This window comes from Nocardia mikamii NBRC 108933 (genome assembly GCF_001613505.1).
Lineage (GTDB): Bacteria > Actinomycetota > Actinomycetes > Mycobacteriales > Mycobacteriaceae > Nocardia > Nocardia mikamii.
In genome coordinates this window covers 259,885-280,759 of sequence record NZ_BDCM01000006.1, presented here as the reverse complement: position 1 = coordinate 280,759, position 20,875 = coordinate 259,885, and the positions used below count along the sequence as shown (strand labels likewise).

Here is a 20,875-nt window from a genome sequence, read left to right as displayed (position 1 = left end):
GATCATCGAGCCTACCGCACCGAGGGAGGCCGTCTTATGTTCGATCGCGCGATAGTGGCGAAAATGCTTGCGGCATGCGCACTTACCGCATTGGTGACCGCCGCTGCCGCCTGCGGCAGCGATGATTCCGGCAGCAAATCCGCCGAATCGTCGAGTAGCGGCACGCCGACGGTGACCCAGGCGGTGACTCGGAACTTCGAGCGCTTCTTCGACGGATCCACCTCCGCCGACCAGAAGGTCGCGCTGCTGGAGAACGGGCCCGCGTTCGCCGCCGCGATCAAGGCGCAGGCCGATTCACCGATGGCCAGATCCGCCTCGGCCAAGGTCACCAATGTCGCCAGCACCAGCACCGACCACGCCGACGTCACCTTCGATGTGCTGTTCAACGGCACACCGGCGCTGTCCGGCCAGCAGGGCGGCGCGGTGCAGATCGAGGGCACCTGGAAGGTGACGGCCGCGACCTTCTGCGCACTGCTGACGCTGGAGGGCGCGGCCCCGCCGGTCTGCGGCGTGGCCTCGGGAACGCCGAGTCCGGGGGCGACGCCCGCCGCGCCGGGCGGCCCCACCATCGTTCCCGCGCCGACCAGTTGAGGCCGCGATGACGTCGTCGGACCGCCGCGGTGCCCGATCGCGGTGGTCGCTGCGTCGCGCCGCCTCGGCCGCGCCACATTCCGGAGCGGGAGCCGGGGCCGAATCCACCGCGCCGGACACCGAGCCCGCCGTGAGCGCTCACGCCGAGACCGGCGCGGCGACCGGTGCGGACCGTGGCGTCGCAGCGGATTCCGTTGCGGCACAGGCGGTGTCGAGCGGCGCACAGCGTCCCTATGTGGCGCTCGCGGTGGTCACGGCCGTCCTGTTCGTTACCTTCCTCGACACCACGATCGTCAGCGTGGTCCTCGGCGATATCCAGTCCGACGTCCATGCCGGTGTGGTGTCGCTGCAATGGGTGGTGAACGCCTACACGCTGGTGTTCGCGAGTCTGATGCTCACCGCCGGAACCCTCGGCGACCGGTGGGGCCGCAAACGCGTCATGGTCGGCGGGCTGGTGGTGTTCGCCATCGGCTCGGTGTTGTCCGCGGTGGCCGGAAGTGTGTCGATCCTGATCGCCGGTCGAGCGGTGATGGGCGTCGGTGCGGCGGCCTCCGAACCGGGCACCCTGTCGGTGATCCGGCACATCTTCCCCGATCGCGGCGCCCGCGCGAAGGCGCTGGGGGCGTGGGCGGCGGTCTCCGGATTGGCGCTGGCGCTGGGGCCGGTGATCGGCGGGCTGCTGGTCGGGGCGTTCGGCTGGCGCTCCATCTTCTGGTTCAACCTGATCATCGGCGTGATCGTGCTGGCGGCGGCGTGGAAATTCGTGCCGGAAAGCGCCGATCCGCAGCCCGGCCCGGTCGATTGGGCCGGATTCGTCCTGGGCGCAACGTTTCTCGCCTGCGTGATCTACGCGGCCATCTCCGGTGAGCAGGTGGGCTATTCGGCCGCCTCGGTGATCACGCTGTTCGTGATCGGCGGGATCGCCTTCGTCGCCTTCCTGGTGGTCGAGTCGCGCGCGGCCAATCCGATGTTCGACTTCCACTACCTGGAGCGTCCACTGGTACGCAGTGCGCTGGTGGTGGCGTTCGCCGTCTACTTCGGGATCTTCTCGATCTTCTTCTTCACCGCGCTGTATCTGCAAGAGGTGCTGGACTATTCGGGGTGGCGAACCGCCGCGGTGTTCGGCCCGATGGCCGTGGCGATCATCGTCGGCTCGCTGATCTCCGGATTCTGGGTGGCGCTGCGCGGCTCCCGCACGCCGATGATCGCCGGGTGTGTGCTCGGTGCGGCGGGCATCCTGCTCACGCGCCAGTTCCTCGGCGTCACGGTCGAATTCACGCCGCTGGCGCTGGCCCTGATGCTGGCCGGCCTCGGTTTCGGTATCGCGGTGGTGCCGCTGACCTCGGCCGTGCTGTCCGGCGTTCCGGCCGAACATTCCGGTATGGCGGCCGCCGCCACCAACACCATGCGCCAGGTCGGAGCGGTGGTGGGTGTGGCCGTACTGGGTTCGCTGGTCAATTCCTTCCTGAACTCGGACTTGCGGGATCGATTGCGGCAGATCGGCGTGCCGGCGAATTTCCAGGCCATCGTCATCGACGCCATCGAGACCGGCAACGTCCCGGCCGGGGGTGACGCGGCGGCCTCGGCCGCCTACGGACCGATCGTGAACCGGGTCATCCACGCCACCTACGAGGCCTTCCACCGTGGACTCGAGGTGGCGCTGCTGGTGTCGGCGATCATGATTCTGATCGCCGCCGTGGTCACCGCGCTCTGGCTACCGCGGCGCGGCGATCGGGCCGGATACGTGCACGAGAACTGAGATCACGCAGGCAGCGCGCTGCCGTGATCAAGCGGGCAGCGCGCTGCCGTGATCACGCGGGCAGCGCGCTGCCGTCGGCCGACCCGGCGAGCCATTCGGTGAGCACGGGATGCATGGCGAGTGCGGGCAGTGCGCCGACCAGGGTGTCGATCAACTCGGTGCGGCCGATCTGCTCCTCGCGCAACCAGATCAGGGTCGTCTCCTCGACGAACGCGATCCAGCCGCGGAACACCAGGCGAAGTCGCGGCAGTTCGGGATCGTCCGCGGCCAGCGGTGTTTCGGTGAGGATGCGATCGACCATGGCATTGCGGGTGGCGTCGGCGAGCGCCATCAGTTCGGGGCTGCCGCTGGCGGGGCCGCGGAGCAGGCCCTGGTAGGAGATCCGGTTCTCGCTGACGTACTCGACGTAGCGTTCGACCGCGTCACGCAGCATGCTGAACAGATCGAGGCTGCGGTCGGGCATGGTGCGAGCGAGTAGTTCCTCGTTGGCGCGGCGCACGATGGCGCGCTGGAAATCCTGCTTCGACGCGAAGTAATGGAAGAGCAGGCCGCGGGAGATGCCCGCCTGCCGGGCGATGTCCCCGATGGAGATGTCCTCGAGCGTGCGGTCGCGCAGCATCTTCACGCCCAGGGACACCAGCTGTTCGCGCCGCTCGTCCGGGCTCAGCCGCACCCGTTTGGTGCCGGGAACGTTGTCACTCACGGTTGCCATCCTACTGAACGGTAGTCAATACTGTTGACTCCTGCTCAATAGGATCGTAGGGTTGGATACATGAGTCGTAGGGTTACAGACAACGGCCGTAGCGACGCGCTCGGAGGCGGTAGCTTGGGTGACCACGGAGAGCGCCGCGAAGGCCGTAACGGGCGGAGCCGCGGTGCAGCGGGGGCGCGTCATGTGCATACGTTGATCGTCGGCAGTGGATTCTCGGGCCTCGGCCTGGCCATTCGGTTGAGCCAGCAGGGTCGCGACGACTACCTGGTGCTCGAGCGCGGCAACGATGTCGGTGGTACCTGGCGCGACAACACTTATCCCGGCGCCGCCTGCGATGTGCCGTCGCAGCTGTACTCCTACTCGTTCGCGCTGAATCCGAACTGGTCGCGCTCGTTCTCCAAGCAGCCGGAGATCCAGTCCTACATCCAGGGCGTGGCCGATCGTCACGGCGTGCGGGACAAGCACATCTTCGACTGCGAGATGACCGGCGCCCGGTGGAACGAGGAACAGGCCCGCTGGGAGGTGCAGACCAGCCAGGGCGCGTTCACCGCCGATATCCTGGTCTCCGCCGTCGGCGCGCTGTGCGAGCCGAACCTTCCGGATATCAAGGGCATCAACGATTTCCAGGGGCGCATCTTCCACTCGGCGCGCTGGGATCACGATGCGGATCTGACCGGCAAGCGGGTCGCGGTGATCGGCACCGGCGCCTCGGCCATCCAGATCGTGCCGTCGATCGCGCCGAAGGTGGCCCATCTCGACGTCTACCAGCGCACCGCCCCGTGGCTGCTGCCGCGCATGGACCGCCCCTACACCCTGCCCGAGCGACTGGCCTTCAAATACGTTCCGGGCGTGCAGAAGTTGTCGCGTGCCGCCATCTACGCCGCCCGCGAAACGCAGGTCGTCGGCCTGGCGAAATTCCCGCCGGCCATGCTCGCGCTGGAAGGTCTCGCCCGGCTGAAGCTGCGGCTCGAGGTGCCGGATGCCCAGCTGCGCGAGAAGGTCACGCCGAACTTCCGCATCGGCTGCAAGCGGATGCTGATCTCCAACGAGTACTACCCGGCGCTCGGCCGCGACAACGTCGACGTGGTCACCGACGGTATCCGTGAGATCCGCGCGAATTCGATCGTCACCGCCGACGGCACCGAGCGTGAGATCGACGCCCTCATCGTGGCGACCGGATTCCACGTCACCGACTCGCCGGTGTACGAGACGATCGCCGGCCGCGACGGGCGCACCCTCACCGAACTGTTCGACGAGATCGGGCAGCAGGGCTACAAGGGCGCCGCGATCCACAACTTCCCGAACTTGTTCTTCCTGCTCGGCCCGAATGTCGGCCTCGGCCACACCTCGATGGTGTACATGATCGAATCGCAGATCAATTACATCGCCGACGCGATCGCCACCTTCGACCAGCGCGGCCTGCGTACGGTCGAGGTGCGGAAAGACGTGCAGGACAGCTACAACCGCGATCTGCAGGACCGCATGTCCAACAGCGTCTGGCTCAACGGTGGTTGTGCCAGCTGGTATCTGGACAAGCACGGCAACAACACCACGCTGTGGCCCGATTTCACCTTCCGCTTCCGCAAGCTGACGGAGAAGTTCGACGTCGCGGCATACGACACGACCCGATCGACCGACGGGGCCGCGGGTCCCGATCTGAAAGTGGTAGCAGCACAGTGAGCAATGACGCTTATTTCACGGGCAAGGTATGTGTGATCACGGGCGCCGGTTCGGGTATCGGCCGCGCGCTGGCCGAGAATCTGGCCCGTCGGGGCGCGAAACTCGCCCTCTCCGACATCGATACCGAGGGGCTGGCCGAAACCGTCCGCCGCGTCGAGGCGCTGGGTGCGCAGGTGAAGTCCGATCGGCTCAACGTGGCCGAGCGTGAGGCGGTGCTGCTCTACGCCGACGAGGTGAAGAAACACTTCGGCGTGGTGCACCAGATCTACAACAACGCCGGCATCGCCTTCCACGGCGAGGTGGTCGACTCCCAGTTCAAAGACATCGAGCGCATCATGGATGTCGATTTCTGGGGCGTCGTCAACGGCACCAAGGCCTTCCTGCCCGCCCTCATCGAATCCGGCGACGGCCACGTGATCAACGTGTCCAGTCTGTTCGGCCTGATCGCGGTGCCGGGCCAGAGTGCGTACAACGCGGCCAAATTCGCGGTGCGCGGCTTCACCGAATCGCTGCGCCAGGAGATGATGGCGCGCAAGCACCCGGTCAAGGTCACCTGCGTCCATCCCGGCGGTATCAAGACCGCCGTGGCGCGCAACGCCACCTACGCCGAGGGGATCGACGCGCAGAAGTTCTCCTCCTTCTTCGACAAGCAGCTCGCCCTGCACACCCCGGAGATGGCCGCGCAGACCATCACCGAGGCCGTGCGCAAGGGGCACGGCCGCGTGCTGATCGGCTGGGAGGCGAAGGCGCTCGATCTGTTCGTGCGCACCACCGCGTCCTACTACCAGCGCATCGCGAACGTCGTCAACAGCCGGTTCCTGCCCTGATTCGCCGCGGGAACAGACTGTGATGCCTGGTCTTTCGAAACCCTTGTCCTTGCCGCTGCCCGTCGCGCGGGCCGTCCTCGGGCCGATGTTCCGGTTCGCCATGCACAGCCGGCTGCCGTGGGAGGTCCAGCGCTATCTGCTCGACGCCGGTTCGGTGCTGCAGACGCTGCCCGCCGGCACCCGGGTGCATCGGATGCGGCTCGGTGGCCGTCCCGCCGAGCGGGTGACCGCCGGACCGGCCGACGGCCCGGGCGTGGTGCTGTACCTGCACGGTGGTGGATACACCATCGGCTCGCCGGCCACCCATCGGTCGCTGGCGGCGCATCTGTCGCGCGAAATCGGTTGTCCCGTCTACGTTCCGGACTACCGGCTGGCGCCGGAACATCCGTATCCGGCCGCGCTCGACGATGCCGAGGCGGCATTCCTGGAGCTGGTGTCCACCGGACTCGCGCCGCAGCAGATCGCGGTCGCGGGGGACTCCGCCGGCGGCGGACTGTCGCTCGCGCTGGCGTTGCGCCTGCGTGACCGGCACGGAATGCGGCCCGCCGCACTGGGTTTGATCGCCCCGTGGGCCGACCCGAACGAACTGCCGGCCCGCGAGCGCGACCTGGTGGTCAACAAGGCGTGGTCGCGGTTGTGCGCCGCCGCCTATCTGGGTGACGGCGATCCGCTGGATCCCGGATACGCGCCGCTGCTCGGAGCGCTGGGCGGTCTGCCCGCGACCTACGTCCAGGTCGACGAGGGCGAACTGCTGCATTCGCAGTGCGTGCGCCTGGCGGCCGCGTTGCGGGCCGCCGAGGTGCCGGTTCAGTTCTCGGTGACGCGCGGGCTCTGGCACGTCTCGCAGCTGCAGGCGTCGCTGGTGGCGCCGGCCGCGCTCGCCGCGCGCGAACTGGCGGGATTCCTCGGTCAATCGCTGCAACCAGCGCAAACCGGATCCATAGGATAGAAGCCGTAGGACAGGTTCCGTCCGGCCGCACCCATGTCGAAATTTCTCGACCGGGCGGCCGGGCGGAGCCTGCCGTTGCGGCTGGCGTAAATTACTGGCGAGTAGACCACGTGGAAGGGCACCGATGCGAGAGTTCGAAGTCCCGGCTACCTACACCATCCCCGAAGACGCCAATATGTCCGATGGCGCCTTCCGGCACGCCGAGCGCACGCCCGGCCTGGTGGTGTTCAACAGGCCGGACGGCAAGGGCGGTTGGACAGATGTCACCGCCGCGGAGTTCGCGAAACACGTCACCGCGGTGGCCAAGGGACTGATCGCCTCCGGCATCGAACTCGGCGACCGGGTCGCCATCCTGGCCTCCACCCGGTACGAGTGGGTCGTGCTGGACTTCGCCATCTGGGCGGCCGGCGGCTGCACCGTCGCGATCTTCGACAGCTCCTCGGCCGAGCAGGCGCGCTGGATCCTGTCGGATTCGGCCACCAAGCTGATCGTGGTCGAGAACGCCCGGCACCGGGCCACCATCGCCGAGATCGAGGACGGCCTGCCCGAACTGGGCGAGCCGCTGGTGATCGACGACGGCGCGATCGACACCCTGGTCGCCCGGGGCGAGGATCTCGGCGACGAGGCCGTGCACGAGCGGCGCAAGCAGGTCAAGGCGGCGTCGCCGGCCTCGCTGATCTACACCTCCGGCACCACCGGCCGGCCCAAGGGCGTCATGCTCTCGCATGCCAACCTCTACGCCGAATCGGCCGCCGACCGTGCCGCGATGCCGCAGTTCCTCAAGCCGGGCCATCGCTCGCTGCTGTTCCTGCCGCTGGCTCACGTCTTCGCTCGCGCGGTCGCGCTGGCGGCCTTCGACGCCGGAGTCACCGTCGCGCACACGGCCGACTGGTCGACGCTGGTCGAGCAGTTCGGCGAGTACAAGCCGGACTTCATCCTCTCGGTGCCACGGGTATTCGAGAAGGTGTTCAACGGCGCGAAGCAGAAGGCGCACGACGGCGGCAAGGGCAAGATCTTCGATCTGGCCGCCGACACCGCGGTGGAGTACAGCCAGGCGCTCGACAACGGTGGCCCGGGCCTGGTGCTCAAGGTCAAGCACACCGTGTTCGACAAGCTGGTCTACGGCAAGCTGCGCGAGGCCATGGGCGGGCAGTGCAAGTCCGCGGTCTCCGGCGGCGGGCCGCTGGGCGCGCGGCTGGGCCACTTCTTCCGCGGCGTCGGCGTCACGATCTACGAGGGCTACGGCCTGACCGAGAGCACCGCCGCTGTTTCGGTGAACACCCCCGAACATCTGAAGGTCGGCTCGGTGGGCCGCCCGCTCGGCGGTCACGCCGCGAAGGTGGCCGAGGACGGCGAGTTGCTGCTGCGCGGCCCGGTCGTGTTCGCCGGCTACTGGAACAACCCGACCGCCACCGAGGACGCCTTCGACGACGGCTGGTTCAAGACCGGCGATCTCGGCGCCATCGACGAGCAGGGCTTCATCACGATCACCGGCCGCAAGAAGGAAATCATCGTCACCGCCGGCGGCAAGAACGTCTCCCCGGCGATGCTCGAGGACTCCCTGCGCTCGCATCCGCTGATCAGCCAGGTGATGGTGGTCGGTGACGGCAAGCCGTTCGTCGGCGCGCTGATCACCCTCGACCCGGAGGCGCTGCCGGGCTGGAAGACCCGCAACAACGTGCCCGAGGACACCCCGATCGAGAAGCTGATCGAGCTGCCCGAACTGACCGCCGAGATCGACAAGGCGGTCAAGGACACCAACAAGCTGGTCTCCCACGCCGAGGCGATCAAGAAGACCCGGATCCTGCCGGTCGACTGGACCGAGGAGAGCGGTGAGCTGACGCCGAAGATGTCGCTCAAGCGCAATGTGGTGATGAAGAACTACGCGAACGAGGTCGAGGCGATCTACGGCTGAGCCCGCTCGTCCGGCGAACGGCCCGTCTTCTCGAAGGCGGGCCGTTCGCGTTCGTGACGTGCGACGATATGCGCGATCGACCGCGATGAATTTTCCCGGCTGTCGCCGTCTCATCTGTTGGGGCAGTGGCCGCCGGCCGCAGGCCCGTATCCATTCCGGAGGAGGCAATCGTGAAGTCGGCTACCGCATATCTGATGTTCGACGGTGAGGCCGAGGAGGCATTCACCTTCTATCAGTCGGTTCTGGGCGGAGAACTGCAGATGGTCCGCTATCGCGATATGGGTGACGGCGGTGGCGGGAGCCTGCCCGAGGAGGTGGGCAAGCGCATCGCCAACGCCGCGTTGACGTGGCGCGAGGATCAGCTGCTGATGGGCTCGGACTGTCCGCCCGAGCAGCAACTCAACCGCGACAACGTCCCGTTCAGCGTCTGCCTGGATGTGGACGATGAGGCCGAGGCGGGACGGATCTTCACCGGACTGTCCGCGGGCGGACAGGTCACCATGCCGCTGGGCAAGACCGAGTGGGCACAGCAGTTCGGCATGGTCACCGACAAATACTCCGTGCCGTGGATGATCAATCTGTACGGCGGCGAATAGATTTCGACCGCACGCCGTGTCCTCTCCGCATCGTCCGCGGCGGGGCGGCGTCGGTTGTGGGGAGCTAGCTGTAGGGAAGGGGTTCGTTGGCGCGCGCCCACGCCTTCTCGGCCTCGCTGCCGGCGTCCGGTGGGAACAGTCCGTCGATCATCCACAGATCACGCGGGGATTCGTAGGTGTGGAATTCCCAGTGCAATCCACGCGCGCCGGTGTAGGGCTCCATGATCGAGTTGAGCCGCTGCGTCGACCGCTTGCGCATCTGCGGGTCGTCCAGATGGCGGGCGAGATGTTCCACGACGATTCGCACGGTGTTGTTCGACGGTTTCCCGCCGACGAAGAAGGACGTCTCCTCGATCTCCCGGAACAGGACGACGACGTAGAACTCCGGCAAGCCGAAGGAGGCGTACAGTGCGGTGATATCCCGGGCGAAATTCTGTTTGTCGGCGTCGGAATAGGTGCCGGCGGGGTGGTTGACATGCCACAGTGGCATCGGTGATTCCCTTCGAAAGATGATGTGCGAGAACGGATTCAGCGGGGAAGGGTCAGCGCGAGCCCTTCGACGGGGCCGGACAGCGCCGCCTTCACGCCGCGTGTGACGTCGTCGACCAGCACTTCGGAATCGCCGCGTAGCACGCCGTCGAAGACGGCCTCGGCCACCACGTTCGGCGCGATCTTGTCGCCCGGCAAACGCCGCACCATCTCGGTATCCGCGAATCCCAGATGGACGCCCACCACCTGCGTGCGCTGTGCGGCCAGCTCCAGCCGCAGCGAATTGGTCAGCGACCAGAGTGCCGCCTTGGAGGCACCGTAGGCCGCCGCACCCGCGGCCCACGACAGCACCGAATGGATGTCGATCAGCACGCCGCCGCCGTTGTCCGCCAGAATCGGCGCGAACGCCTGGGCCACCCGCAGCGGGCCGAAGACGTTGGTGTCGAACGTGGTGACGATATCGGCCATATCGGCGGTGAGCAGCGGCGCCGGGAGGAGAACGCCGGCATTGTTGACGACGATCTCGACGTCGCGGGCCCGACGTGCCGCGGCGGCAACCGAATCGGCGTCGGTGACGTCCAGGGCGAGGGGCTCGATGCGTGCGTCGCCGGCGGCCTTCGGGGCGCGGGCGGTGGTGTAGACCTTGGCCGCGCCGCGCCTGAGCAGCTCGTCGGTGAAGGCCTTGCCGAGCCCTCGTTGCCCACCGGTCACCAATGCGACCGCGCCTTCGATTCCGGCCATCTCTCGTCCTTTCGGATCGTCCGGGGCGACAGCCCGCCCTCTGGGTAACGATCTCGTTAGTTAGATGACAGCACAGCTGGCTGGGTAACGCAAGCGTTAGGTAACATGGGATCGTGTCGATGATGTTCGAGCCCCGGCTGAGCGACCGGGACGCCTGGTCGATCGGTGACCGATGTTCGGCCGGGCGGGTGCTCGAGTTGCTCAGCACCCGGACGGTATTCCTCGTCGTCCGCGAATGCTTCTACGGCACAACACGATTCGAGGACTTCACGACACGGATCGGCACCTCGGCGCCGGCGGTGTCGCGAGCGCTCAAACAGCTCGAATCGGCGGGCATCGTGGAACGGGTGCCGTATCGGGAACCCGGCCGGCGCGAACGCGCGGAATACCGCCTGACCGCGGCCGGCGAGGACCTGCTGCCGGTATTCCTGTCGCTGATGCAGTGGGGCGACAAATATCTGCAGGGCGGGAAGCCGCCGCTGTCGTTCGTCGACCGGGAATCCGGAGCGGTGGTGGGGGTGCGGGTCACGCCCGAGCCCATACCGGACAAGAAGGCCGAGGAGATCGAAATCCGACTGCACTCCTCGGGGCGGAAGCGACCTTCGCCGGCCGCGGACTGAGAGGGCTGTCGGCCGATACGCGAACCCCGCCGCATCCTCGCTGCGATGTCGGCGGGGCCGGATGTCGTCGGCGTCGGGTCAGCCCACCGGGCCCCGGGCGAGCGACGCTCGACCGGATTCGCTCTGTCCGGAACGGTCGACCCAGGTGAGGGTGACCGTATCGCCCGGGTGATGCTGATCCATCGAATTGGTCATCGTGGTCGCCGAATCGATGCTGTGACCGTCCAGGCCGGTGATCATATCGCCCGGGGCCAACCCCGCGGCCTGTGCCGGACCGCCGCTCACGATATTGCGGACCAGTGCGCCGGACCCGTTGGCATCGCTCATCGTGATACCGAGGAACGCGGAATCGCCGATGTGCACGCGGTCCGAACTCTTACCCGCCTGGATCTGCGCGGCGATCGTCTTCGCCTTGTCGATCGGAATCGCGAAGCCCTGACCACCGCTCGCGCCGAGCTGGAAACCCTGGGACGCGGCGGTGTTCACGCCGACCACCTGGCCGGAGGTGTTGATCAACGGGCCACCCGAATCACCCGGCTGGATGTTCGCGGCCACCTGGATGAGGCCGGTCAACTGCTCGGCGGCGCCGGCCGATTCGTCACTGGCGGTGATGGAACGGTCCAGTGCGGTGACGCGTCCGGCGGCGGCGGCCGGGGAGCCGGTGCCGCCCGCGTTGCCGACACCGACGATGGCATCGCCGACCTTCACCTGCTCCGAATCGCCGAGCGGCGCCGTCTGCAACCCGGAGGCACCCTGCAACTTCACCACCGCCAGATCGTCCTGCCGGTCGAATCCGGCCACGCCGCCGCTGTAGGTGCGGCCGTTGCCGAGATCGGTGACCGAGATGTCGGTCGCGCCTTCCACGACGTGGTTGTTGGTGAGGATCGTGCCGTCGGAGCCGAGCACGATGCCGGTTCCGGCGCCCGCCCCGTTCTGTATGCCGAGTTCGGTATTGATCACGACGATGCCCGGCACCACCGCGTTCGCCGCCTGCTCCAGGGCCGTGGACTGCGGTTGCGAATCGACCGGCTGCACCACCGAACCCTGGCCGTGGCCGAAGGGGGCCGCCTGGCTGGGGCCGTGCGCATCGATGCGGGATCCGACCAGGGCGATCGCGAGCGCCACCACCGCGACCAGGGCCGCCAGCATTCCGAAGGTCAGGCCGTGCCGTGGCGCGCGTCCTCGCGGCGGATACTGCTGCGGGTCGGGGTACTGCCCCGGGTAGGGCGGCTGACCCGGATACCCGTGCGGGCCGTACGCCTCCGACCGTGGTTCGTACGGTCCGGGCTGGTGCGGCCGATTGCCCTCGTTCGGATACACGCTCATCACGTCCTGTTCGGTCACATCCCGTGTGTCGGCTCGGACCCGGGCCCCGACGCATTCGGATCCTCTCTCAATTAAGCGCGCGATTCCTGAGAAGGGGCTGGGTGCTTGCCGTGGAACCGCCGACATCGGCCGGATCACGTCCGGCTTCAAGTTCTGACGAAACTGTGACGCTGTGGTCGATGCGTTCGTTCGGGCGGGTTCACCGGGGGGAATCCGCAGTACGCTCGCGGATATGGCCGGAACGGGACTGCGCGCGGCCTGCGGAATCGTGTCCGCGGGGCTGGCACTGGGCGTGGCCGAGTTGGTGTCGGTGCCGGTGGGAGCGGGGAGCGCGCCCCTGGCGGCGATCGGGGCGATGGTGGTCGACCACACGCCCGACGGGGTGCGGGAATGGGCGATCGACACCTTCGGTACCGACGACAAGATGATGCTGTACCTGCTGATGGGCGTGGTGGCGCTGATCGTCGCGGCGCTCGCCGGGGTGCTCGAGCGAACCGCGCGGCCGATCGGGTCGGCGGTACTCGGACTGTTCGGGATCGGGGCGGCGTGGGCTGCGCTCGAACGCCCGGCCGCCAACTGGACCTGGGCGTTGCCGTCGGTCGTGGGGGTGGCGCTGGCAATCGTGTCGCTGCGGTGGTTGATTCGGCGACACGAGGCGGCCGGTGCGCCGGCGATGGCGCGGGGTGGAGCCGGCGGAGGACCCGCGGCGCCCGATCCGGCGAAAGCCTCTGCGGCGCAAGAGGACCCGGACCACGCGGCGGAAATTCGGATCGAGCGTGGAGCAGCCGGGGCCGGCTCGGGTGGCGGTGCTGGTGCGGGCAGGGGTGCCGGGGCCGGTGCGGAAACGGGTGCGCAAGACCCGGCGGGCGGTGAGCGCAAGCTTCCGGCGCCCTTCGAGGGAGACGACGCCCGCCTGAGTGCGCGCGGAGCCGCCTGGCCGCGCGCGGTGAAACCCGATGTGGCGCAGGTCGATCGGCGGCGCGTGATGCGGGGGATCGTCGGGGTGGGCGTACTGGCGGTGGCCGCCGGAATCGCCGGGCGCGTACTCGGGGCGAGCGCGCGCAGTGTGGCGGGGGAACGCGCGGCGGTGCGGTTGCCGCCGCCGAATGTGCCTGTGCCCCCGGTGGATCCGGCCGCGGACCTGCGAGTACCGGGACTGGCGTCGTATCTCACCTCGAATTCCGACTTCTACCGGATCGATACCGCGCTGACCGTTCCGCAGGTCAGCAAGGAAACCTGGTCGCTGCGTATCCACGGCATGGTGGACCGCGAAATCCGGCTCGACTACGCGGATCTGGCACGCAGGCCGTCGGTGGAGCGCTTGGTGACCTTGACCTGCGTATCGAATCCGGTCGGCGGCGATCTGATCGGCAACGCGAGCTGGCTGGGCTATCGGCTCGACGAGTTGATCGCCGAGGCCGGTCCGCATCCCGACGCCGATATGGTCCTGTCCCGCAGTGCCGACGGCTTCACCGCCGGAAGCCCGCTCGCCGCGCTCACCGATGGGCGCGACGCGCTGCTGGCGGTCGGCATGAACGGTGAGCCGCTGCCCGTCGAACACGGATATCCGGCCCGGCTGGTCGTGCCCGGCCTCTACGGTTACGTCTCGGCCACCAAGTGGGTCACCGGACTCGAGATCACGAGATTCGATCGCGCCCAGGCCTATTGGACGCGGCGCGGCTGGTCCGAACGCGGTCCGATCAAAACCGGCACCCGCATCGACACCCCGCGCGGCGCCGTCCGGGCCGGGAAGGTGACGATCGCCGGTGTGGCCTGGGCGCAACACCGCGGCATCGACGCCGTCGAGGTCCAGATCGACAACGGCCCGTGGCAACCCGCCCGCCTGGCCGCCGAACCGTCCGTCGACACGTGGCGGCAATGGAGCTACGACTGGGACGCCTCGGCGGGCACGCATACCGTCCGCGCCCGTGCCACCGACGGCACCGGCACGGTGCAGACCGCGGAGGTCGCCGACGTCATCCCGGACGGGGCGAGCGGTTATCCGTCCCGGACGATCCGCGTCGGATAGACCTGCCACAGCGGAGACCCGGGACGCGACATTCCGCAAGACGGACCTGATGCGACGAGGCCCGCGCGGCATGGATTCCGCGCGGGCCTCGTCGGACGAAGCGAACTTCCGTACGCCGGTTCAGCCGGGGATGCCGGCCTTCTCCGGTTCGGAACCCGCCTCGGCCTCCTGCTGCTTCTTCGCCGAACTGCCGACGAACAGGGCCGAAGCCACCACACCGATCAGCAGGATCGCGCCGGGCAGGATCATCGCCTGCCCCAGGGCCGTACTGAACTTGTCGATGATCTGCTCGGGGATATGGCCCATTCCGGTGCCGCCGCCCTCGCCGAACTGTCCGCTGCCCAGACCCTGCGCGGACATGCGGGCCGAGACCAGCGCGCTGATCGCGGCGCTACCGAGCACCGAACCGACCTGGCGGGTGGTGTTGTAGACACCCGCGCCGGCGCCGGCCTGGTGGATCGGCAGGTTGCGGGTGGCGGTCGACGCCAGCGGCGCCCAGATGCAGGAGTTCGACAGACCGGCGACGGCCGCGACCACCAGGAACAGCACGATCGAGCTGTCCGGCTTCATCAGTGCCGCGAAGCCGAAGACGGTCAGGGCGAACACCCCGAATCCGAGGGTGGGCAGAATGCGCGGCGGCATCCGGTCGGAGATCTTGCCGATGAACGGCGCGGTCAGACCGGTGACGATCGCCATCGGCGCGAAGACCAGCGCGGCGCGGGTCGGGGTGTATTCGCGCACGGCCTCCAGGTAGAAGTACGCCGGCACCATCAGCGAGGTGACCGCGGCGCCCATCGCGGCGATCGCGACGCTCGACATCGAGAAGTTGCGGTCGCGGAACAGGCTCAGCGGAACCAGCGGCTCGTCCTTGTTGCGGGCCTGGTTCACCACGAACAGGCCCAGCACCACCAGTCCGGCGATGATCATCGTCCAGATCCAGGCATCCCAGTCCCGGGTGTTGCCCTCCTGAATGCCGAAGACCAGCAGGAACATGCCGACACCGCTGAGCGCCACGCCCACGAAGTCGAACTTGTGCTGGTGGGTCTCCAGGTTCGGAACCAGCCACACCGCCAGCGCGAACGCCGCCACGCCGATCGGCACGTTGATGTAGAAGATCCAGTTCCAGCCCTGCCAGTCGACCAGCACGCCGCCGAGGATCGGGCCGACCAGTGTCGCGAGGCCGGCGACGCCGCCCCACAGCCCCATCGCCGCGCCGCGCTTGTCCGGCGGGAAGGTGCGGGTGATGACGGCCATGGTCTGCGGCGTCATCAACGCCGCGCCCAGGCCCTGCACCGCACGAGCCGCGATCAGCATCTCCACATCGGCCGATACCGCGCACCACAGCGAGGCCAGGGTGAAGACCGCGAGACCGGCCAGGTAGATGTTCTTCGGGCCGAAACGGTCACCGAGGCGGCCGGTGACCAGCAGCGGCACCGCGTAGGTGAGCAGATAGGCGCTGGTCACCCAGATGACTTTGTTGATGTCGGTATGCAGATCCTGCATGATCGCCGGATTGGCCACCGCGACGATGGTCATATCCAGCAGGATCATGAAGAACCCGACGACCAGCGCGGTGAGCGCCAGCCACGGATTTCTTTGCGATGTCATAGATTTCGTTCCTGTTGACGGCATCGATCGACGGCGACGACCGATGGGTGGTTCGTATGAAGGTCTCGGGGCGCGCCGCATGCCCGCGCCCGGTCAGTGCTCGGCAGTGGTCGCACCACCTTTCCGCAGCTCGGCGAGTACGTCGTCGGTCAGCGCCGCACCCCAGTCGTGGCCGAGGTCGCCGGTCTTTTCGGGGCAACGGGTTCCGCCCTCGTCGAATTCCAGCCACGGCAGCGAACCGTCGCGCAACTCCTCGATGAGACCGCGCAGCCACGTTGCTTCGTGCCGCGCCAGCCCCACCAGATAGTCGATGACCATCCAGTACCGCCGGGGTACCTCGCGAGAGCGCGCCCATTCCCGGATGGCGTCGAGTTCGGTGATGTCGTTGTCCAGCCAGCCGATACGCTCGGTGATCAGGGCGATCACCTCGTCGACCGGAAGATTGTGTGCTTCGGCCAGGCCGATGGGAAAGATCGGATACTCACGAATCGGCCTGCGGACGATATCGGCGATCCGGGTACGCAGCGCCGCGGTCCCCGCTTCGGTGATGCAGTAGGTGGTGCGTTCCGGCCGGTTGCCCGAACGCTCGGTACCCTCCGCCTGGACGAGTCCTTGTTCGGCCAGCCGGGTCACCGTGTGATAGAGCGAGCCGGGGCGAATCTTGAGCAGATTGTCCTTCCGGCGTTTGAGCAGCAGTTGATACATCTCGTACGGATGCATGCGGTCTTCTTCCAGCAGCGCCAGTACCGAGATCGCCAATGGCGTCAACGTGGCACCCGGCTGCTTGGACATCGGTCTCGACTCCCTTCGTCACTGCCGCCGCACACTACGCGGACGGCCCGACATGTTCCGTCTCAAATATTCCACGCCGAATATACGACGTGGAAGTGAGTCGGCACAAGGTGGTTCCACTCATAACGACGATCGAGCGCGCCCGGATGTGACACGAGTGCGGCGCCGGAAACGACGAACGCCGGACCGAACCGCTCGGCAGAGCGATCCGGCCCGGCGTCCGGGCGATACGACCTATTCGGTGGGGGCGAACGCCTCGTCCACGATCTCCTGCTGCTCCACCGCGTGCACCTTGGACGAACCCGAGGACGGGGCCGACATGGCACGGCGGGAGATGCGGCGCAGCTTGTTGAACCGGTCCGGCAGGATCTCCGGCAGGTTCAAGCCGAAGAACGGCCAGGCGCCCTGGTTGGCCGGCTCCTCCTGGACCCACGCCAGATCCGTGGCGTTGGGGTAGGTCGCCAGCTTTTCGTTGAGCCGGTAGGACGGGATCGGGTACAGCTGTTCGATGCGCACGATCGCGACGTCGTCACGGTTCTTCTTGGCCTTCTCGGCGACCAGCTCGTAGTAGAGCTTGCCGCTGGTCAGCAGGATCCGCTTGACCTTCGACCGGTCGCCGTCGCCGCTCTCGTAGGTCGGCTCCTCGAGCACCGAGCGGAACTTCGCGTCGGTGAAGTCCTCGACGTTGGAGACGACGGCCTTGTTGCGCAGCATCGACTTCGGAGTGAAGACGATCAGCGGACGGCGGATGCCGTCGAGCGCGTGCCGGCGCAGCAGGTGGAAGTAGTTCGACGGAGTGGAGGGCACCGCCACCGTCATCGAACCCTCGGCGCACAGCTGCAGGAACCGCTCGATGCGGCCGGAGGTGTGGTCGGGACCCTGACCCTCGTGACCGTGCGGCAGCAGCAGCACGACCTCCGACAGCTGACCCCACTTGGCCTCACCGGAGGAGATGAACTCGTCGATGATCGACTGCGCGCCGTTGACGAAGTCACCGAACTGCGCCTCCCACAGGACCAGCGCGTCCGGGTTGCCCAGCGAGTAGCCGTATTCGAAACCGACGGCCGCGAACTCGCTCAGCGCCGAGTCGTGCACCGCGAACCAGCCCGGATTCTCGCTGCCGATGTTGTGCAGCGGGGTGTACTCCGCACCGGACTTGCGGTCGATGATCACCGAATGCCGCTGGGTGAACGTGCCGCGCCGGGAGTCCTGACCGGTCAAGCGCACCGCGCGGCCCTCGTCGATCAAGGTGCCGAAGGCGAGCAACTCGGCGAAGGCCCAGTCGATCTTGCCCTCGTAGGCCATCTCGCGACGGCGTTCCAGCACCGGTTTGACGCGCGGGTGCACGCTGAAACCGTCCGGCACGCCGAGGAAGGCGTCACCGATGCGCTGCAGCACGGACTTGTCCACGGCGGTGACCACGGTGCCCGGCACGGTCTGCTCCTCCTCGACCGATTCGCTCGGCTCCGGCGGATACTTCTCCAGCTCGCGGACCTCGTTGAACACCCGCTCCAGCTGACCCTGGTAGTCGCGCAGGGCGTCCTCGGCCTCTTTCATCGAGATGTCGCCACGGCCGATCAGAGCCTCGGTGTAGGACTTGCGGACGCTGCGCTTGGTGTCGATGACGTCGTACATGTACGGCTGGGTCATCGACGGGTCGTCGCCCTCGTTGTGGCCGCGACGGCGGTAGCAGATGAGGTCGATGACCACGTCCTTGTGGAACTTCTCGCGGAAGTCGGTCGCCAGGCGCGCCACCCAGGTGCAGGCCTCGGGATCGTCGCCGTTGACGTGGAAGATCGGCGCGCCGATCGACTTGGCGATATCGGTCGAGTACTCGGTGGAGCGGCTGTTCTCCGGTGCGGTGGTGAAGCCGATCTGGTTGTTCACCACGATGTGCACGGTGCCGCCGACGCGGTAGCCGCGCAGCCCGGACATGTTCAGCGTCTCGGCGACCACACCCTGGCCGGCGAAGGCCGCGTCACCGTGCAGCATCAGCGGCACGACCGAGAAGGTGCGCGCCTCCTCGCCCTTGGTGACCAGGTCTTCCTTGGTGAGCAGATCCTGCTTGGCGCGGACCAGGCCTTCCAGCACCGGGTCGACGGCCTCGAGGTGCGACGGGTTGGCCGTCAGCGAGACCTCGATGTCGTTGTCGCCGAACATCTGGATGTAGGTGCCGTGCGCGCCGAGGTGGTACTTCACATCGCCCGAGCCGTGGGTGGCGGCCGGGTTCATGTTGCCCTCGAACTCGGTGAAGATCTGCGAGTACGGCTTGCCGACGATATTGGCCAGCACGTTCAGGCGGCCGCGATGCGGCATGCCGATGACGACCTCGTCCAGCCCGTGCTCGGCGCACTGGTCGATGACGGCGTCCATCATCGGGATGGTCGACTCGGCGCCCTCCAGCGAGAAGCGCTTCTGGCCGACGTACTTGGTCTGCAGGAAGGTCTCGAACGCCTCGGCCGCGTTCAGGCGCGACAGGATGTACTTCTGCTGGGCGACGGTCGGCTTCTCGTGCTTCTGCTCGACCCGGTCCTGAATCCATTGCAGCTGTTCGGTTTCCAGGATGTGGGTGTACTCCACGCCGACGTGCCGGCAGTACGCGTCGCGCAGCACCGAGAGCACATCGCGCAGCTTCATCCGCTCCTGACCGTGGAAGCCCGCGACGTTGAATTCGCGGTCGAGGTCCCACAGGGTCAGCCCGTGCTGGGTGACGTCGAGGTCGGGGTGGCTGCGGAACTTGTCCTTCACCAGCCGCAGCGGATCGGTGTCGGCCATCAGGTGGCCGCGACTGCGATACGCCGCGATCAGCTCCTGGACCCGCACGCTCTTGTCGACGCCGCGCTCTTTGATGTCCTTGCGCCAGCGGACCGGCTCGTAGGGCACGCCCATGCCGTGGAAGATCTCGTCGAAGAATTCGTCGGAGATCAGCAGGTTGTGGATGGTGCGCAGGAAATCACCCGACTCCGCGCCCTGGATGATGCGGTGGTCGTAGGTGGAGGTCAGCGTCATCAGCTTGCCGATACCGATCTCGGCGAGCTGCTGATCGCTCATGCCCTGGAATTCGGCCGGGTACTCCATGGCGCCCGCGCCGATGATCGCGCCCTGGCCGGGCATCAGCCGCGGCACCGAGTGGTTGGTGCCGATGGTGCCCGGGTTGGTCAGCGAGATGGTGACGCCGGTGAAGTCCTCGGTGGTGAGCTTGCCGTCGCGCGCCCGGCGCACGATGTCCTCGTAGGCGCTGTGGAACTGCGCGAACGACATCGTCTCGGTGTTCTTGATCGCCGCGACGACCAGGGTGCGGCTGCCGTCCTTGCCCGGCAGGTCGATCGCCAGGCCGAGGTTGGTGTGCGCGGGAGTGACCGAGTTCGGCTTGCCGTCGACCTCGGCGAAGTGGCGGTTCATGTTCGGGAACGCCTTGACCGCCTGGACGATCGCGTAGCCGAGCAGATGGGTGAACGAGATCTTGCCACCGCGGGTACGGGCCAGATGGTTGTTGATGACCAGACGGTTGTCGATCATCAACTTCGCCGGAATGGCACGCACGCTGGTCGCGGTCGGGATGGTCAGCGACGACGACATGTTCTTGACGATCGCCGCGGCCGGGCCGCGCAGCACCTTCGACTCGTCGGCGGCCGTTTCGGCCGGAGCGGTCTTGGTGGGGGCGGCGTTGGAGGTCGGCGCCGGGGTGGTGCTGGCCTGCGGCTTGCTGCCGCGAGCCTGCGGCGGAGCGGCGGCGGCCGACGCGGCGGCGGTGGCCTTCGGCGCGGCCGGAGCCGAGGCGGCAGGAGCCGAGGCGGCAGGAGCCGCGGGCGCCGGAGCCGGGGCGGGCGCCGGGGTGGGGGCGGTCCTCGGCGCGGCGTTGGATGCGTTCGAGTTGGCCGGAGCCGGAGTGGCCGGCGCGCTGGGGGCGGCGGTCGGCGCGGACGCGGCGGGACTGCTGTTACCTGTCTCACCCGGCGATTCCGGTGTGTAGTCGGCGAGGAACTCATGCCAGCTCTCATCGACCGACGACGGATCTTGCTTGTACTTCTGGTACATCTCGTCGACGAGCCACTGGTTCTGTCCGAACTGGGATGTTGAGCTGCTCACAGCAGGTGTTCGCCTCATTTCGTTCTTCGCGCTGCGACGTTTGTGACGTGCCCGGCACGGGTCGATCGGCACGATGTGCGCCGATGCGCCCTTTCTGAGGATAGGCCCAGCCGTGACAGCGTGCCCCAGCGCGGCCATGCGTAGGCGCACCG

16 protein-coding genes are annotated in these 20,875 nt (G+C 67.6%); 9 read left to right on the top strand and 7 right to left on the bottom strand.

All coding sequences use genetic code 11. The annotated features are described in order from the left end of the window. Window positions 1-63: 63 nt before the first annotated feature. Window positions 64-591 (top strand): MTB12 C-terminal domain-containing protein, encoded by a 528-nt coding sequence (locus NMI01S_RS07975; protein WP_157126083.1) that lies wholly within the window; start codon window positions 64-66, stop codon window positions 589-591. A gap of 7 nt (window positions 592-598) precedes the next feature. Beyond that, entirely contained in the window at window positions 599-2,350 is a 1,752-nt protein-coding gene (locus NMI01S_RS07970; RefSeq protein WP_084512684.1) for an MFS transporter, read from the top strand. A 52-nt stretch (window positions 2,351-2,402) separates the two neighbouring features. Here NMI01S_RS07970 and NMI01S_RS07965 read toward each other — a convergent pair whose 3' ends face one another. Then, a complete protein-coding gene (locus tag NMI01S_RS07965) occupies window positions 2,403-3,062 on the bottom strand; it encodes a TetR/AcrR family transcriptional regulator (RefSeq protein WP_062995329.1) in 660 nt (219 codons plus the stop codon). A gap of 60 nt (window positions 3,063-3,122) precedes the next feature. Between NMI01S_RS07965 and NMI01S_RS07960 the strand changes: the two genes are divergently transcribed. The 5 genes from NMI01S_RS07960 (at window position 3,123) to NMI01S_RS07940 (ending at window position 9,029) form a co-directional block, all read left to right on the top strand. Continuing rightward, window positions 3,123-4,742 carry a flavin-containing monooxygenase gene (locus tag NMI01S_RS07960; RefSeq protein WP_084512681.1) on the top strand — a complete coding sequence of 540 codons (1,620 nt, stop codon included), beginning with the start codon at window positions 3,123-3,125 and terminating at the stop codon, window positions 4,740-4,742. Next, a complete protein-coding gene (locus tag NMI01S_RS07955) occupies window positions 4,739-5,569 on the top strand; it encodes an SDR family NAD(P)-dependent oxidoreductase (RefSeq protein ID WP_062965948.1) in 831 nt (276 codons plus the stop codon). Before NMI01S_RS07960 ends, NMI01S_RS07955 begins: the two co-directional genes overlap by 4 nt. Before the next feature lie 22 nt (window positions 5,570-5,591). Further along, entirely contained in the window at window positions 5,592-6,518 is a 927-nt protein-coding gene (locus NMI01S_RS07950) for an alpha/beta hydrolase (protein ID WP_062995327.1), read from the top strand. Between the two features lie 124 nt (window positions 6,519-6,642). Then, window positions 6,643-8,433: an AMP-dependent synthetase/ligase gene (locus NMI01S_RS07945; RefSeq protein ID WP_062995326.1), complete on the top strand. Its 1,791-nt coding sequence runs from the start codon at window positions 6,643-6,645 to the stop codon at window positions 8,431-8,433. Window positions 8,434-8,603: 170 nt separating this feature from the next. Further along, window positions 8,604-9,029 (top strand): VOC family protein, encoded by a 426-nt coding sequence (locus NMI01S_RS07940; protein ID WP_218020940.1) that lies wholly within the window; start codon window positions 8,604-8,606, stop codon window positions 9,027-9,029. Between the two features lie 64 nt (window positions 9,030-9,093). Here the strand turns inward: NMI01S_RS07940 and NMI01S_RS07935 are convergent, their stop codons facing one another. Continuing rightward, entirely contained in the window at window positions 9,094-9,519 is a 426-nt protein-coding gene (locus NMI01S_RS07935) for a tautomerase family protein (RefSeq protein ID WP_062995324.1), read from the bottom strand. Window positions 9,520-9,557: 38 nt separating this feature from the next. Continuing rightward, on the bottom strand, window positions 9,558-10,259 hold the full coding sequence (locus NMI01S_RS07930) for an SDR family oxidoreductase (RefSeq protein WP_062995323.1): 702 nt from the start codon (window positions 10,257-10,259) through the stop codon (window positions 9,558-9,560). Window positions 10,260-10,378: 119 nt separating this feature from the next. Between NMI01S_RS07930 and NMI01S_RS07925 the strand changes: the two genes are divergently transcribed. Beyond that, entirely contained in the window at window positions 10,379-10,879 is a 501-nt protein-coding gene (locus tag NMI01S_RS07925; protein ID WP_062995322.1) for a winged helix-turn-helix transcriptional regulator, read from the top strand. 78 nt (window positions 10,880-10,957) lie between these two features. Here the strand turns inward: NMI01S_RS07925 and NMI01S_RS07920 are convergent, their stop codons facing one another. Further along, entirely contained in the window at window positions 10,958-12,223 is a 1,266-nt protein-coding gene (locus tag NMI01S_RS07920) for a S1C family serine protease (RefSeq protein WP_245716761.1), read from the bottom strand. 214 nt (window positions 12,224-12,437) lie between these two features. Between NMI01S_RS07920 and NMI01S_RS07915 the strand changes: the two genes are divergently transcribed. Beyond that, the gene (locus tag NMI01S_RS07915; protein ID WP_062995604.1) at window positions 12,438-14,234 is read left to right on the top strand and encodes a molybdopterin-dependent oxidoreductase; all 1,797 of its coding nucleotides are present in this window, start codon (window positions 12,438-12,440) and stop codon (window positions 14,232-14,234) included. A gap of 120 nt (window positions 14,235-14,354) precedes the next feature. Here NMI01S_RS07915 and NMI01S_RS07910 read toward each other — a convergent pair whose 3' ends face one another. The 3 genes from NMI01S_RS07910 to NMI01S_RS07900 all read right to left on the bottom strand — a co-directional run bounded on the left by NMI01S_RS07910 (window position 14,355) and on the right by NMI01S_RS07900 (window position 20,741). Further along, a complete protein-coding gene (locus tag NMI01S_RS07910; RefSeq protein WP_062995321.1) occupies window positions 14,355-15,842 on the bottom strand; it encodes a DHA2 family efflux MFS transporter permease subunit in 1,488 nt (495 codons plus the stop codon). A gap of 93 nt (window positions 15,843-15,935) precedes the next feature. Further along, window positions 15,936-16,634 carry a PadR family transcriptional regulator gene (locus tag NMI01S_RS07905; RefSeq protein WP_062995320.1) on the bottom strand — a complete coding sequence of 233 codons (699 nt, stop codon included), beginning with the start codon at window positions 16,632-16,634 and terminating at the stop codon, window positions 15,936-15,938. A gap of 234 nt (window positions 16,635-16,868) precedes the next feature. Continuing rightward, entirely contained in the window at window positions 16,869-20,741 is a 3,873-nt protein-coding gene (locus NMI01S_RS07900) for a multifunctional oxoglutarate decarboxylase/oxoglutarate dehydrogenase thiamine pyrophosphate-binding subunit/dihydrolipoyllysine-residue succinyltransferase subunit (protein ID WP_084512674.1), read from the bottom strand. Between the last annotated feature and the right edge of the window lie 134 nt (window positions 20,742-20,875).